This is a genomic window from Williamsia limnetica, assembly GCF_003217475.1.
GTDB lineage: Bacteria > Actinomycetota > Actinomycetes > Mycobacteriales > Mycobacteriaceae > Williamsia > Williamsia limnetica.
Window position 1 is genome coordinate 185971 of the sequence record NZ_QJSP01000002.1, and the last position, 14778, is coordinate 200748.

Genomic DNA, 14778 nt, shown 5'->3' on the forward strand with positions numbered 1-14778 from the left:
CCGGGAAAGTCTGTCCGGGTCGTGAAATCGATGCGTTTTCGTATTTCGGCCGGTTCGCCTCACATCCGTGACCTCGCGCGCACCGGTGCCCACCCAACCGGGCATGATGATTCTCATGAATGAGAATGCCTCTTCCGGGGCCGTGTCGGCGCGCGTGACATTGAGTAGTCGCAGCTTCGCGTCCGACTTCGGTCTGGCCTCCTTACAGCCGACCCGAGAGCGCTCGCTGATGCGCAGTGAGTTCACCCACAAGATGCGGTCGCCCGCAGGCACGGCGTCGCTCGGTTTCTTGCTGACCCTGGTCGACTACGTGACCTCGGATCCGGCGCTCACGGTGTCGGCGCCGGATTGGACGGCGACGCAGAACCTGTCCCTGCACGCCGCGGGGTCGGTGCGTCAGGGCCCGGTGCTGATCGACAGCAATCTGGTCCGGGTCGGTAAGAAGGCGGTCGTGGTGTCCGCCGACGTGTACGACGGCTGCGGCCTGACCGATCTGGGTGAGTTCGCGAAGACCATCGACAGCGCGGCGCCGCCGACCGGACACGGCCCGATTCTCGCGGGGCGGGCGCTGGCCACGTTCGTCCGGCTGCCTCGTGCCGCGGCGACCGGCGCGGACGACTACAAGCCGGAGGAGTGGGTCGGCCGACTCCGTGAGCGGAACATCGAAACTGTTGACGGGGACATCTACTCGCGCCTGGCCATGCGGGTCGTCGACCCGGCGGCCGGGATCGTGGAACTGGAACTCTCCCCGTTCGTCGCCAACATGATCGGCACCATCCAAGGTGGTGCTCAGGCCTTGCTGGTCGAGGCGGCGGCGCATGCGATCCGCCCGGGCCTCGTTGCGACGGACATGCAGCTGCACTACCTGTCCCAGGTGCGGGTCGGACCGGCGCGTTCGTACGCCGACGTGGTCCGTGATGCGACCGATCACAGTCTCGTGAACGTCCGTCTGGTCGATGCCGGCGACGACAATCGCCTACTTGCTCTGACGACGGTGACACTGCAACGTGCGGCGGGGTTGGACAACCGTGTGGACAGGTGACCGATCGCCGACCGCCGCCTAGCCTCAATCGGTCCGTCGGCGGCATGGTTCGGGCTATGTGCCAGCACACTTTTCAGGTGCCGTCAAGGTTTACGAAACCGCTGGTATGCCGCTGACCTGCACCGTTGGCTGATGACTCGGGACGCGCCGTGCTAGACTGGGCAAATCGAAAGGGGCATGGAACATTGAATTTCAAAGTTGGTGACACCGTTGTCTACCCCCATCACGGTGCCGCACTGGTCGAAGACATCGTGACCCGAACCATCAAAGGTGAGGCCGTCGAGTACCTCGTTCTGAAGGTGGCCGATGGGGACATGACAGTCCAGATCCCATCCACGAAGCTCGAATATGTGGGTGTCCGCGACGTCGTCGGGGAAGAAGGACTGGGCAAGGTCTTCGACGTCCTCCGGGCGCCGCACACCGAGGAGCCCACGAACTGGGCCCGTCGGTTCAAGGCGAACCAGGAAAAGCTCATCTCCGGTGACATCATCAAGGTCGCTGAGATCGTGCGTGACCTCTGGCGTCGCGAGCAGGATCGTGGTTTGTCCGCAGGTGAGAAGCGGATGCTGACCCGCGCTCGCCGTGTTCTGGTCGACGAGCTCTCGTTGGCGCAGAACACCAATGACGAGAAAGCCTCCATCATCCTCGATGAGGTTCTCGCCGCCGCTTCCTGACCGAAGCAGCTAGGTTCTGGTGTCTACAGTCGCGTTGATCCCGGCCGCCGGCCGCGGAGAGCGGCTCGGCGCGGGACTTCCCAAAGCTTTCGTCGACCTCGCCGGTCACAGCATGTTGCATCACGCGGTGCGTGGTGTGCAGGCCAGCGGGGTCGTCGATGCAGTTGTTCTCTCCGTACCGATCGACCTCGTCGATCAGGTGCGGTCTCAGTTTTCCGAGGTGATCGTGGTCGCCGGCGGTGCGGAGCGCTCTGACTCCGTACGCGCAGCCCTTTCCGCGGCGCCTCCGTCCGACGTGGTGCTCGTCCATGACGCAGCCCGCGCTCTGACCCCGCAAACGCTTTTTGTCGACGTCGTCGCGGCCGTGATGGCCGGCGCCCCTGCAGTCGTGCCCGGGTTGCCCGTCGTCGACACCATCAAGTCGGTCGATCCCGCAGGCACGGTGACAGGCACTGTCGATCGCGGTCCTCTCCGTGCCGTGCAGACCCCGCAAGGATTCGACTCCGCCATGCTCAGCGCCGCCTACGCCGCTCTCGCGCACTCCGCGGACGGTGCACAGTTCACCGACGACGCCGGGCTCGTCGAAGCCCAGGGCATCCCGGTGCGGATCATCCCCGGCGATCCCATGGCGTTCAAGATCACGACTCCGTGGGACCTTCAGCTGGCGACGTGGTTGTTGCACGAGCGGACCCGCGCATGAGAGTGGGTATCGGAACCGACGTGCACCCGATCGCCCCCGGCAAACCGTGTGCGATGGCCGGACTGCTCTTTCCTGACGACGACGGCTGCGAAGGCCACTCCGACGGCGACGTGGCTGCTCACGCCCTCTGCGACGCCCTGCTCTCGGCCGCAGGGCTCGGCGACCTCGGGTCTGTGTTCGGCACCGGTAGGCCGGAGTGGGACGGGGTCAGTGGCGCCAGAATGCTCACCCACGTTCGGCAACTCTTCGAGGCCGCCGGTTTCCGACTGGGGAATGCTGCCGTCCAGGTCATCGGCAATCGGCCCAAGATCGGTCCCCGGCGCGCCGAAGCGCAGCAGGTGCTCGGCGAGTTGCTGGGCGGACCGGTTTCGGTGTCGGCCACCACCACCGATGGTCTGGGTTTGACCGGTCGCGGCGAGGGGATCGCCGCCGTGGCCACAGCCCTGCTGCTCGACAAGTAAGATTGCCGACCGTGACCCTGCGCCTTTACGACACCGCCACCCGAGACGTGCGTGAATTCACGCCGTTGCGTCCCGGTCATGTTTCGGTGTACCTGTGTGGCGCCACCGTGCAGGGGGTGCCGCACATCGGGCACGTCCGCAGCGGGATCGCCTTCGACGTCCTGCGGCGCTGGTTGACGTACAAGGGTTTCGATGTGGCATTCGTGCGCAATGTGACCGACATCGACGACAAGATTCTCCGCAAGGCAGCGGAGAACGAGCGTCCCTGGTGGGAATGGGCGGCCACCCACGAACGTGAGTTCACTTGGGCCTACGACCAATTGGGGGTCTTGGCGCCGTCGGCCGAACCGCGGGCCACGGGCTTCATCACCCAGATGGTCGAATACATGGAGCGCCTGATCGAACGCGGGCACGCCTATGCCTCCGACGGCAACGTCTACTTCGATGTGTTGAGCCTGCCCGAGTACGGCTCGCTGTCCGGACACCGACTCGACGACGTCCATCAAGGTGAGAGCGCGGGCACCGGTAAGCGCGACGCCCGCGACTTCACTTTGTGGAAGTCGGCGAAGCCCGATGAGCCGTCATGGCCCACCCCGTGGGGACGCGGGCGGCCGGGTTGGCATCTCGAATGCTCGGCGATGGCCACCTCGCTGCTCGGGCCCGAATTCGACATCCACTGCGGTGGAATGGATCTGGTGTTTCCGCATCACGAGAACGAACTGGCACAAAGCCATGGCGCAGGAGACCCTTTCGCGCGCTATTGGTTGCACAACGGCTGGGTCACCATGGGCGGCGAGAAGATGTCCAAGTCGCTAGGCAATGTGGTCGCCATACCCGCGATGCTGCAACGTTTTCGGGCCGTCGAATTGCGTTACTACCTCGGTAGTGCGCACTACCGGTCGATGCTCGAATATTCCGAGCATGCGGTCGAGGATGCTGCCAGGGGATACCGCGGGCTCGAAGCCTTTGTGCAGCGAACTGTTTCGCGGGTCGGCGAGGTCCCGGTCGGGGAGGTGCCCGCAGAGTTCGCAGCGGCGCTCGATGACGACCTCGGGGTACCGGCCGCCTTGGCGCACATCCATGGCACGGTCAAGGCCGGCAACATCGCGCTCGACAGCGGCGATCACGTAACCGCGCTCCAATCGGCGTCCTCGGTTCGGGCCATGCTCGACATCCTCGGGGTCGACCCGCTTGCAGAGCACTGGGTCGACGGCGGCAACGACACCGATATGACCGAGGCGCTGGACGTGCTGGTGCGGGCCGAGCTCGATCGCCGGACCACCGCGCGGGCCGAAAAGAACTGGGCGGTGGCCGACGAGGTTCGAGATCGATTGGCCCAGGCGGGAATCGATGTCACCGATACTCCGGATGGCCCGCAGTGGTCATTGACCGAGAAGCAAGACAATTCAGAGGCAGGCCAATGATTGGCAGGCCACATGGGCACATTCAGCGGAAGGTGGTTGGCTGATGGCCGGCAATTCACGACGTAAGGGTGCGGTCCGAAAGGGCGGCACCAAAAAAGGACAGACGGTTGGATCGGGCGGTCAGCGTCGCCGGGGCCTCGAAGCCAAGGGAGCGACCCCGAAGGCCGTCGACCGGACTTATCACCAGGCCCACAAGAAGGCGAAGGCGGCGGCCCGGAGTACTGCCACCTCCGGAGGCCGGACGCCGCGCGGCAAGACGCTGACCGAGCAGCCGGAGTACGTACTGGGTCGCAACCCGGTGGTGGAATGCCTACGCGCGCAGGTGCCCGCGACAGCGCTGTATGTCGTTCTCGGCGGCGACGCCGATGAGCGCGTCTCCGAGTCGGTGCAGCTCGCCGGAAACATGGGTATCTCGATCCTCGAGGTCCAGAAGCCCGAACTCGACCGGATGAGCACCAACGGCATGCACCAGGGCATCGCGCTGCAGGTACCGCCGTACCGCTATGCCCACCCGACCGATCTGATGCAATACGCGATCGATTCGGGGCAGCCGCCGCTGCTGGTGGCGCTCGACAACATCACCGATCCCCGCAACCTCGGTGCGGTGATCCGTTCCGTTGCGGCGTTCGGCGGACACGGCGTGGTGATCCCCGCTCGGCGCAGTGCGTCGGTGACGGCCGTCGCGTGGCGCACCAGCGCAGGTGCGGCCGCCCGATTGCAGGTCGCGCAGGCCACCAATCTGACCCGCACCCTGAAGGAATGGGCCGAGACGGGCGTTCAGCTCGTCGGCCTCGACGCCGACGGCGATGTGACCCTGGACGATTACGACGGTTCGGGTCCGACGGTGATCGTTGTCGGATCAGAAGGCAAAGGGCTGTCGCGGCTGGTTCGTGAATCCTGCGACTCGATCCTGTCGATCCCCATGGCGGGCGACGTCGAAAGCCTCAACGCCTCCGTGGCTGCCGGCGTTGTTCTCGCCGAGTTCGCACGGCAACGCCGCTCCTAGACCAACCCGGAAATGGGTCCTTCTGGCGAATGAAACCGCAGGTCGGCTTCGCCACAAGGACCCATTTCGGGAGTAGTTCAGGCTTTCTTGTTGTCGGGGGAGAGCGCGCGCATCCCGAGTTTGATCACGACACCGACGACGATGATGATGACGCCGAGCGTGGTGCTGGTCGAATCGGTGACCAGGCCGGCGACGCCGGTGACGATGATGAAAATCGGCACCCAGTCCAGCAGCCGCATCAATGATTGGGGTACCGCGTCTTCGCCGGCCTTCGCCATTTCCTTGGCGACGGCGTACTCGGGGTAGAACTCGGTGAACGAGATCGCGAAGATGGTGCCTGCCAAGCCGATGATCCAGCCGGTCCAGAAGTTGTTGTTGTCGTTCAGGACGTAGTCGCCGTAGAACCCTGCGATCGCTCCCACCCCGAATCCGAGGACCCACGACCAGGTGATCATGTAGTTGATGTGGATGAACAACGGATTGTCCCACATCTCTTCTGGCTCAGACTCTTTCGCGTACTGCATGGTGAACGGTTGGCGGATCAAGATCGATACGAACGCGAATGAGACCAGCGCAATGTTGGTCATCTCCCCGCCCCACAACTCGAGCCAGTCGACCACGCTGGCCGCCGCGAATTGCGCGAGCAGCACCATCGAGGAGAAATAGACGAGGTCGAACACTTCCAGGAACTTGATCTTGCTGCCGCGTTTATGGCCGCCGAGGACAAATAGCAGAGAGAGGCCGAATGCGACTGCTGCCGCTTCCTCGAATCGTCCCGGGCCGTTGATGAAACCCATCACGATCCACGGGGTCATACCGGCGAAAGGCGAATTCAAAAAGCCGGATAGAACTCGACTGAACTTAGACGGGGCGACGACCGGCGAGACCGTGGTCTTACTCTGATCGGTATTTTCTGTCACGGCTACGTGGCCTTATCTCGCGTTGATGCACAGTGATTGGGGGATCATGCTCAGGATTGATGATCAACTTGTCCAATCTTGAGGATGCTTGATGATCGTAGCGGTAGATGCGTTTCGTTACCGTGTAAAAGAACTAAGCCGGATCGCCGTTGAGAAAGTTGATGATGACCGGGTTGACGACGCCGGGGGTTTCAATTGGGATCAGATGTGTGCCCGGCAGGACCGCAAGACGCGCGTTGGGCAACGCCTTCACGATTTCCGCGCTGTGTTCGAGCGTCACCTCGTCGTGATCGCCCTGCATCACCAGTGTCGGTGCGGTGATCACCGCCAGATCAGAGAGTTCGATCTCGGGTTCATTGGCGATCATTGTGATGGTCTTCTCGAACACGACAGGGAAATGGTCGTCGCCCTCGGGTGCGGCGGCGGCATAGTCGGGGCGCAAGAATTGCACGATCTCGGAGTTGATGTCGTCGATGTTGTCGAGGAGTCCGCCGACCGCGCGCCCGGATGAGTTGAGGTACTGCCCGAGCACCACCATCCGGTTCACCAGGTCTGGCCGTTTGAGAGCGACGAGGAATGCGATGACGGCGCCGTCACTCCAGCCGACGAGGTGAGCCGGACCGCCGACGATGTCGTCGAGGTAGGCGATGGTCTCGTCGGCCATGGCCTCGTAGTGGAACTCGTCCATGACGTCGGCGCTGTGTCCGTGGCCGTGGCGTTCGGGTACGTACACCCTGAATCCGGCGTCGACGATCGGTCGGTATTGACCGCCCCAGTCGGCGGCGGCGGAGAAGGCGCCGTGCAGGAGGACGACGGGGGCTCCGTCTCCGTCCACCTGGTGCCAGATCTCCGTGCCGGGAGCTGGATGATTGATTTTCACGTAACCGGTGTACTCGATCGTCATGTCCCAAATATTCCAGAAAAGTGGATGCCGGACCTCCCGAATCAACCCATAGCGGGCGAGCGTCCGCTATCAGACCGCTAGGGTCGAAAACATGGCAAGTGCGAGCACGAAGGTGGCCCTGTCCGACGGTGTCGTCGAAGGAGTCAGAGACGGCGATTTCATCCGCTGGCGAGGCATTCCCTACGCCGCGCCCCCGGTCGGTGACCTGCGTTTCCGATCCCCGGAGCCGGCCATCCCGTGGACCGGGGTTCTTGCCGCCGACAGCTTCGGCAACGCGGCTCCGCAGAACCCGAAGTACGCCCTCGTCGAGCGAGGAAAGCGTCAGCCGGTGAGCGAGGACTCGCTGATCATCAACGTCGTGGCACCCGGTCGGACGTCGGAGAAGCCGCGTGCGGTGATGGTCTTCATCCACGGGGGCGCATACATCCTCGGCTCCACGGCAACCCCCCTGTATTACGGCCACGACCTGGTCAAGCGGGGCGACGTCATCTTCGTGTCGATGAACTACCGGCTCGGACCGCTGGGTTACGGCGACTTCAGCCAGTTCTCGACCGAGGATCGGGTCTTCGAGTCGAATCTCGGCCTGCGTGATCAGGTCAAGGCGCTCGAATGGGTGCGCGACAACATCGCAGACTTCGGCGGCGATCCCGACAACGTGACGATCTTCGGCGAGAGCGCAGGCGGCAACGCCGTCACCACGCTCATGGCGACCCCCGCAGCGGGTGGGCTCTTCCATCGCGCCATCGCGGAGAGTTCGGCCCCGATGCTGACACTGCACAAGCACTACGCCGACCGCTGGGCCCGCAAGCTCACCGAGTTGCTGTGCGCCGACATGGGAGTCGACGACGTGGTCACGGCACTGAACACTGCCTCTCTGGCCGAGATCGGCCGTGCCGGGCACCGGCTCGCGCGCTGGGTCACCAAGGACACCCCGGGTCTGCTGCCGTACGGTCCGGTCGTCGACGGTGACTACCTTCCGGTGTCTCCGGTCGAGGCGTTCGCCGATGGGACCGCACATCAGGTTCCGATGATCATCGGGACCAACCGCAATGAGGGCACACTCTTCAAGAGACTTCCCGATGGGATGCTGTCGACCGAGGAGTCGATCACGGCGATGTTCGCGAACACAGAACCTGATGCGCAGGAGCGGATCACCGGTTCCTACGGCGAGAAGCTGACGTCGAAGGAGATGGTCCAGTTCGGCGGCGACTACATCTTCTGGGTGGGCACGGTCGCAGTCACCCAGGGCCACTCCGAACACGCACCTACCTACGCCTACCGCTACGACTTCGCGCCGCGTCTGATGAAGTGGCTGGGACTCGGGGCCACCCATGCGTCGGAGTTGTTTGCGATCTTCGGCATCTACCGGGGTCCGGCCGGGCGACTGCTGACAGCGGTCGGAGACCGTCGCGACGCCCTGCGGGTCACCGCGGAGATGCAGGACCAGTGGCTCTCGTTCGCCAAAACCGGTGAACCGCTGGAAAGTTGGCCCAGGTACACTCCCAAGGTCCGGGCAACCCGGATCTTCGATCGGCATTCCTATGTGGAGGTCGACCCGTGGCGGGCACGTCGCGAGGCGTGGTCCGGGTTCGGCGATTATGCCGCCAAGATCCCCGGTGCGGAGAAGGCAACCGAGGAGATGGAGAACGTCTGATGCGGGTTTTCACGTCGGCTGAAGAAATCTTGGCCGCTGTCGGGACCGAGATCGGCAAGAGCGAGTGGCTGACCATCACACAGGAGCGGGTCAACCAGTTCGCCGAAGCGACGGGTGATCACCAGTGGATCCACCTCGACGTCGAGCGGGCCAAGAACGAGAGCCCATACGGCGGAACCATCGCGCACGGGTTCCTCACCTTGTCCCTGGTGCCCTTCTTGACCGCCCAGATCTTCCGTATCGAGGGTGCCAAGATGGGCATCAACTACGGCAGCAACAAGGTGCGGTTCCCGTCGCCGGTGCTCGTCGGTTCGTCCGTGCAACTAACCAGCACTCTTGCAGAATCGAACGACCTCGGTGATGGTGCGCTGCAGAACACCTTCACCCATGTGATCTCGGTCGAGGGCGCGACCAAACCGGCGCTGGTCCTGGAAATGGTCACCCGGGTCATCTTTTGAGACATGGCTCGTTCGCCGCGGGATTACTGATCGTGGCGATGGCGATGGCGATCGGCGGCTGCGGCGACGAGTCCGCATCCGCTGATCGTTCGACCATGAACACCACGTCCGCGACGACATCCACGACCACCGCTGCGTTCACTCCGACGCCGCCGGCGCCGGTGTACGACGCACCGTTCATCGACCGCGTCGAGTGGACGACCACCGAACAGGGCCCCAGCCTGCAGGTGTTACCGACCGAGTCGGGTCGGTACGTCCAAGGGGAAACCGACCTCGACCCCGCCTGGGCCGAGGTCGTGGCACTCGATCCCACCGCCGACAGTCCGGGTATGCGCGAGCAATTCGCGTGTCACTGGCGCTTCGCCCGGATCGTCGCACCGGACAAGACCAGCTGGAATCTGGAACCGGGGCGACCGGTGGTGACCGATGAGGAGATGATCGCGTCCCGCTGCAATCCCGGCGGCGCCGAAGAGCAGATTCCCTGACTCGAATGTCGAGTTCGCTCAGGCAGGACTGATCGCCCGGACGACCTGACCGACGCGCAGCACCCCAGCCGGATCGTGCTGATCGGCGAGTGCGCTGAGCCAGGCGAGGGTGTCTTCGTCGTAGCAGCGGGCGAGCCATGCCGGATCGCTGCCTGGGGAGAAGTTGGGCAACTGACCCACCGACCACGGCGCGACGGCGCCCACGACGGCAGCCGCATGGGGCGCGACATGCTCGGCGATCGGCGGGGCCAGGACACCGACCGTCATCAGGTTGTAGGCCGCTTGACGGTGGCAGAAAGCGCTGCGCTGTGCGGCCGGGCGCGACATCGCACCACCGAGCAGTCGTACCTCGACGACGATCTGCGGGGACTGTGAACCGGGCCCTGCCAGGGCGAGCAGGGCTTCAACGGCCTCTTCGCCGAGTTCTCCGAGGAGGGTGCCGTTCTCGTGGACCGGCATCGGATCGACCGGGTCGGCGTGAATCGCTCCCATCGCCGAGTAGGGCATCGGGCCGACGATGTCGATCAACGGTGCGGCGACCGCGCGGATCGGCGCGATAAGCGCTTCCGCCTCCGCGTGTTCGGCCAGAGATGCGTACCGGACGGCGAAAGTGAGCTTGCCCGCGAGCGGAGGAGGAACGTCTGGAAGTGGCGGCAGCTGGAGGAAGGCGACGGACGTGGTGGCGTGTTCGGGCAGCCCGACGCTCCACTCGCGCCATGCCCGAAACACCGCTGGCGCGTCGGATCCGTCGAAGTAGATTGCTCCACCATAGATCTCGGAGATCGGTAGGAGATCGATCTCGACGGACGTGACGATGCCGAGGGTGGCCTTGCCGCCGCGCAGGCCCCAGAAGAGTTCAGCGTGGTTCTCGGGGGACACGTGCAGGATGTCGCCCTGCCCGGTGACCAGTTCGAAAGAACGGACGTGATCGGACGACAGCCCCACTGTGCGGACGAGAGGCCCGATGCCACCTCCGGTGAGGAAGCCGATCACCCCGACCCCGGGTGCCGAACCGGCCAGCGCCGCCAGGCCATGGGGGGCGGCCGCGTCGATGACCTGCTGCCAGCGCACCCCGGCGCCGACTCGCGCGGTTCTGGCGGAGACGTCGATGTCGAGGTCGCCGAGACCTGCGGTGTGCACCAGGATCGTGCCTTGGTCGACCGGCAGCGCCCCGTGCCCGGTGGATTGAACCCCGACGCTCAGGCCGTTGCGCTCGGCGATCCGGACAGTCGCCGCGACGTCGGCGGCTGACTCGGCGAAGACGATCGCGCACGGGTTGATCGGCACCGCCACGTTGAAGGGGGTCGCCCGCTCGGATCCGGGTTCGCCTGGGCGTACGACCGGTCCGGCCACCGCTGCCCGCAAATCCGCGGCGGGATCTGCGCTGGTGTTCTCGGGAGTCGGGGGAGAGATGGTCATCGGGGCGGGCCTTTCATCACTGGTTTGCGAGCTGATGAAAGCAGGATGCGCCGCGGCCCTTGGCAGCTTCTTGGTGATTCCATCCAAGAAAGATTCAAGAACCAGGTCCGTTGATGCCAGTGAACTCGATGTCAGGCCTGCTCACGCAGCGCGCGGACCTCGTGGGCCAGTCCGATCATGCCGAGTGCGGTTGCATGATCGGCGAGGACTGCGAGTTCGTCGGTATGTCGTTCGGCTGGTCGACGCAGCTGCCAATCGAGAAGCCTGCAGCGAAGTAGGGTCGGCGTGCCGCCCGAGCGCTCGGCGATTCGCGCAGCGGCGGCAACGGACTCTCTTGCCGCAGCCTCGCCGGTCGCCGCGTCGTCACCGACGAGCATGTGCAGCCGGGCGAGGGCGAGGCCCACCGGTCCTACGCCGGCGAGCTGCCCGATCACGCCGACACAGTCAGTGAACGGTTCGAGCTCGGCGATGAACTCGGCGGCGTGCTCGGTCAGTCCGAAGTCGGCGACGACCTGTGCCAGCGCGACCGCATGCCCCAGGGTGAACCAGACGTGTGCACCGCGGGTGGCCTGCCGTTGCCGGACCAGTTTGTCGGCGAGGTCGCGGTCGATGGGTGCGCCGGCGACGGTCGCCATCCCCGCCGCGATGACCCCGAGCATGTTGGTGTCGGTGGGGCTGGCTGCGACATCGGTGATCAGGTCCCGGGCGATCGCGACCTCGGCCTCGGACAACGTGCCCTGTTCCCGGCGCAGACCCATCAGCGACATCGTCGATTGGCCGGTCACGTAGAGCTCGGTCTGCTCGTGCACCCGCTTGGCGATGGACTGGTGGCGTTCGGCCCGCTCGAAATCGCCGTGCCAGATCGCCAGCACCACCTCCATCCACCGCAGCTGTGCACGCAGGATGGGCAGACTCAGCTCCTCGCTGCCCGAGATGGCCTGCTGTAGGTGGCTTTGCACGGCCGAGATGTCGCCGAGTGTGAACGCTGCCATCGTCGCTATCGAATGGGCGATGACGGCGTCGAACCGGGCCTGCCGGTGATCGAAAGCCAGCAGGTCATCGATCACGGTGATGACTTCGCTCGCGTGGGTGGAAACCCCGGAGAAGGTGATCAACCATGCCATCATCACTTCGGCGGTGATGTCGGGGTCGTCGGCGATCGCCGCGTATTCCTGTGCCCGCTTGATCAATTCGGGGGCAAGTGTAGGGTCCGGGTGATAACTGTGCCCAACGCTGAGTGCACCCAGCACTTGGGCACGCGCGGCCGGATCCTCGGCAACGACCTTTTCTGCCCTGGCCAGTAGAAGCAGCAGCGGCGCCGGATCCTTGGTCGGGGAGACCCACGGCCAACCGCCGCCGGACCGCAGGAGCGAACCAGCGAGTCGTCCTACGGTCGAGGGCTTCTCGGCCCGCACCGCCACCGCCAGTGCCGTTTCGACGGTCTCGAGAACCGTTTGTCCACGCCCCGACCGCGAAAGCGCCTCGAGCAGTGAGACAGTCAGTTCGTCGCGCTGTTCGTCGATCTGCTCGGCGGGAGGGAGTAGTTCGTACGCTGCCAGCGCTTGCTGCCACCAGTGTGCAGCTGCCTCTGAGTTCCATCGGTTCGCCGAGTCGGCGGCGGCGGCGGCGCAGGCTGCGACGGCGTCCCCGGGATCGACGAGGGGCAGCGCGGCCATCAGATGCTTTGCCCGCCTGGTCAGCACGTCCACACCGACACTCTCTGCCAACACATCGGCAACCCTGGCATGCGCCCGCTTCCGGCGTAGTGCGGGCATCTGGGCCAGCACCTCCTCGCGCAGCAGGCCGTGGGCGAACGTATAGCCGTCGCTACCGGGCGCCGCAGTGATGATCCGCTCGTCCGCGGCGTCGTCGAGATGATCTGCGAGCGAGTCGATGTCGAGGTCGGTTGTCTGCGACAGCACATTGATGTCGATGGTGTCTCCGATGATCGCCGCCATCCGCAGCGTCTTCAGTACCCCAGGGGCGAGACCGGACAGACGCAACCCGAGCACCGAACGTACCGCCAGTGGAAGTTCCCCGGAATTGCGTTCGTCGCGGGAGAGCCTGGCGTACTCGGACACGAACAGCGGATTGCCGCCGGTCCGCCGGACCAGGCGAATGACCTCGTCGTCGGTCAATTCCTCGCCCGCCGTCTGCGTCGCCAGGGCAGAGGCCTCGTCGTCGTCGAGTGCGGGCACCACGACCTGACGGTTGCCGGTGGCGCGGGCGACCGCGCTGAGCAATCTGCCGACGGCGGGATGATGATCACCCTCTCGGAGGGTGATCACGAACGCGATCCGTTGGTGGTGGACGGACGTCGCCATCGACGCCAGTGCGCCGACCGACATCGAATCAGCCCATTGCGCATCGTCGACCACTACAGCGAGGGGACTGGTTGCGGCGCCTTCCTCGAGCACTCGCTGGATCCGGTCGTATGCGGTGAAGCGGGCGGTGTCGGCATCGACATCACCCGCGGTGGCGAGCAAGTCGGCAGGGTCAGTACCCAGAGCGTTCACCAGTTGGCGCGCAGGCCACCACGCAGGCGCACCCTCCTCCGGGTTTCGCGCCCAGATCGCGCGCCCACCCATCGATTGCAGCCGTCGGGCCGCCTCGTCAGCGAGCCGGGTCTTGCCGATCCCCGGCGGCCCGATCAGGATCAACCAGCGCGTGTGCCCGGCGACGACGTCGTCGAGTAGCCCTGCGATCAGAGCCTGTTCGCGGACCCGACCGACCAGCCCGCCGGGCGCGAAAACGTCAGGTACAGCAGTTGAGTGGTGCACCGACGGAGCGGGTTCGGGGGTCCGAAGTTCGCCTGCACCCGACCAACTGGGCCGTCGCGGCCAGGCCGCCAGTTCCGGGTCGTGCCGCAGGACAGCGCCTTGGAGATCCCGTAGTTCACCGCTCGGTTCGAGACCTAGGTCGGTGTCGAGGCGACGGGCGTGATCGGCGTAGACGTCCAGTGCCTCGGCTGAACGCCCGGCGCGGTGCAACGCGAGGATGTGCAGCCAGGCACTGCGGTCGCGATACGGCTTGTCGGTACGTAGGGAGACGACATCGGCCAGTGCCTGCGCGAGCCTTCCGAGTGCCAGCAGCGCGGTGACCCGGACCTCGCGACAACCGCTGCGGATCTCCTCCAGACGAGCGGCTTCGGTATGCACCCATTCCTCGTCGCGCTGACCTACGAGCAGCTCACCGCGCCACAGCTTCAACGCCTGATCAGCGGTATCGAGGGCGAGCGCCCATGCCTCGTCGTCGGATGCCTGCCGGGACCGGTTGGCGAGGTCGAGGAACTCGCTGACGTCGACATCGGGGTCGGCGACATCGAGGATGTATCCGGTCGACTGCCGGCGGATCGGAGAGGCCCCCACGGCGTCGTCACGCAGCGCCCGCCGCAGGTTCGAGATGTAGGCCTGCAGGCTCGACATCGCGCTCGGGGGCGCATCTTCGCCCCACAACGCGTCTGACAAGCGGTCGGTGGATACGACCGTGCCGCGATTGATCAGCAGAATGGCCAGGATCGTCTGCTGTTTGGGCGAGCCCAGATCGACCGGCACGGCGTCCTCGCCTGTTCCCCTGAGCACGGAAAGCGGGCCGAGCAGCTGGTAACGCATGGCCTGGCTGCCTCCGAACT

At 65.2% G+C, this 14778-nt stretch carries 13 protein-coding genes; 9 read left to right on the forward strand and 4 right to left on the reverse strand.

The features are described from left to right. The first annotated feature begins 115 nt into the window (after positions 1-115). The 6 genes from DFR67_RS03615 (at position 116) to rlmB (ending at position 5307) form a co-directional block, all read left to right on the forward strand. Entirely contained in the window at positions 116-1042 is a 927-nt protein-coding gene (locus DFR67_RS03615; protein ID WP_245937701.1) for a hotdog family protein, read from the forward strand. A 185-nt stretch (positions 1043-1227) separates the two neighbouring features. Then, positions 1228-1716, forward strand: a complete 489-nt coding sequence (locus tag DFR67_RS03620) for a CarD family transcriptional regulator (RefSeq protein WP_020107769.1) — start codon at positions 1228-1230, stop codon at positions 1714-1716. Positions 1717-1735: 19 nt separating this feature from the next. Continuing rightward, positions 1736-2416, forward strand: coding sequence for a 2-C-methyl-D-erythritol 4-phosphate cytidylyltransferase (ispD, locus tag DFR67_RS03625; RefSeq protein WP_110468064.1), 681 nt, complete (start codon positions 1736-1738; stop codon positions 2414-2416). Further along, positions 2413-2877: a 2-C-methyl-D-erythritol 2,4-cyclodiphosphate synthase gene (ispF, locus tag DFR67_RS03630; protein WP_110468065.1), complete on the forward strand. Its 465-nt coding sequence runs from the start codon at positions 2413-2415 to the stop codon at positions 2875-2877. Before ispD ends, ispF begins: the two co-directional genes overlap by 4 nt. Positions 2878-2888: 11 nt before the next feature. Continuing rightward, positions 2889-4301 carry a cysteine--tRNA ligase gene (gene cysS, locus DFR67_RS03635; RefSeq protein WP_110468309.1) on the forward strand — a complete coding sequence of 471 codons (1413 nt, stop codon included), beginning with the start codon at positions 2889-2891 and terminating at the stop codon, positions 4299-4301. A 43-nt stretch (positions 4302-4344) separates the two neighbouring features. Next, the gene (rlmB, locus tag DFR67_RS03640) at positions 4345-5307 is read left to right on the forward strand and encodes a 23S rRNA (guanosine(2251)-2'-O)-methyltransferase RlmB (RefSeq protein WP_110468066.1); all 963 of its coding nucleotides are present in this window, start codon (positions 4345-4347) and stop codon (positions 5305-5307) included. A gap of 77 nt (positions 5308-5384) precedes the next feature. On the opposite strand, the gene DFR67_RS03645 is transcribed toward rlmB, so the two are convergent. After that, positions 5385-6122 (reverse strand): hypothetical protein, encoded by a 738-nt coding sequence (locus DFR67_RS03645; RefSeq protein ID WP_110468067.1) that lies wholly within the window; start codon positions 6120-6122, stop codon positions 5385-5387. 238 nt (positions 6123-6360) lie between these two features. After that, on the reverse strand, positions 6361-7131 hold the full coding sequence (locus DFR67_RS03650; RefSeq protein WP_110468068.1) for an alpha/beta fold hydrolase: 771 nt from the start codon (positions 7129-7131) through the stop codon (positions 6361-6363). 91 nt (positions 7132-7222) lie between these two features. Between DFR67_RS03650 and DFR67_RS03655 the strand changes: the two genes are divergently transcribed. Genes DFR67_RS03655 through DFR67_RS03665 form a run of 3 tightly spaced genes read left to right on the forward strand, consistent with a single transcriptional unit; the run spans position 7223 to position 9728 of the window. Further along, positions 7223-8785 carry a carboxylesterase/lipase family protein gene (locus DFR67_RS03655; protein WP_110468069.1) on the forward strand — a complete coding sequence of 521 codons (1563 nt, stop codon included), beginning with the start codon at positions 7223-7225 and terminating at the stop codon, positions 8783-8785. Next, a complete protein-coding gene (locus tag DFR67_RS03660) occupies positions 8785-9243 on the forward strand; it encodes a MaoC family dehydratase (protein WP_110468070.1) in 459 nt (152 codons plus the stop codon). The genes DFR67_RS03655 and DFR67_RS03660 overlap by 1 nt, the downstream gene beginning before the upstream one ends. After that, entirely contained in the window at positions 9240-9728 is a 489-nt protein-coding gene (locus DFR67_RS03665; protein WP_245937702.1) for a DUF2599 domain-containing protein, read from the forward strand. Before DFR67_RS03660 ends, DFR67_RS03665 begins: the two co-directional genes overlap by 4 nt. 18 nt (positions 9729-9746) lie before the next feature. On the opposite strand, the gene DFR67_RS03670 is transcribed toward DFR67_RS03665, so the two are convergent. Further along, positions 9747-11147 (reverse strand): FAD-binding oxidoreductase, encoded by a 1401-nt coding sequence (locus DFR67_RS03670; RefSeq protein WP_110468072.1) that lies wholly within the window; start codon positions 11145-11147, stop codon positions 9747-9749. A gap of 131 nt (positions 11148-11278) precedes the next feature. After that, positions 11279-14758 carry an ATP-binding protein gene (locus tag DFR67_RS03675; RefSeq protein ID WP_110468073.1) on the reverse strand — a complete coding sequence of 1160 codons (3480 nt, stop codon included), beginning with the start codon at positions 14756-14758 and terminating at the stop codon, positions 11279-11281. Between the last annotated feature and the right edge of the window lie 20 nt (positions 14759-14778).

What these genes read in the sequence shown, in the direction of transcription:
- DFR67_RS03615 (WP_245937701.1), top strand. Translation starts at nt 116, where the DNA reads ATGAATGAGAATGCCTCTTCCGGGGCCGTGTCGGCGCGCGTGACATTG.
- ispF (WP_110468065.1), top strand. Translation starts at nt 2,413, where the DNA reads ATGAGAGTGGGTATCGGAACCGACGTGCACCCGATCGCCCCCGGCAAA.
- rlmB (WP_110468066.1), top strand. Translation starts at nt 4,345, where the DNA reads ATGGCCGGCAATTCACGACGTAAGGGTGCGGTCCGAAAGGGCGGCACC.
- DFR67_RS03645 (WP_110468067.1), bottom strand. Translation starts at nt 6,122, where the DNA reads ATGACCCCGTGGATCGTGATGGGTTTCATCAACGGCCCGGGACGATTC.
- DFR67_RS03650 (WP_110468068.1), bottom strand. Translation starts at nt 7,131, where the DNA reads ATGACGATCGAGTACACCGGTTACGTGAAAATCAATCATCCAGCTCCC.
- DFR67_RS03655 (WP_110468069.1), top strand. Translation starts at nt 7,223, where the DNA reads ATGGCAAGTGCGAGCACGAAGGTGGCCCTGTCCGACGGTGTCGTCGAA.
- DFR67_RS03660 (WP_110468070.1), top strand. Translation starts at nt 8,785, where the DNA reads ATGCGGGTTTTCACGTCGGCTGAAGAAATCTTGGCCGCTGTCGGGACC.
- DFR67_RS03670 (WP_110468072.1), bottom strand. Translation starts at nt 11,147, where the DNA reads ATGACCATCTCTCCCCCGACTCCCGAGAACACCAGCGCAGATCCCGCC.
- DFR67_RS03675 (WP_110468073.1), bottom strand. Translation starts at nt 14,758, where the DNA reads ATGCGTTACCAGCTGCTCGGCCCGCTTTCCGTGCTCAGGGGAACAGGC.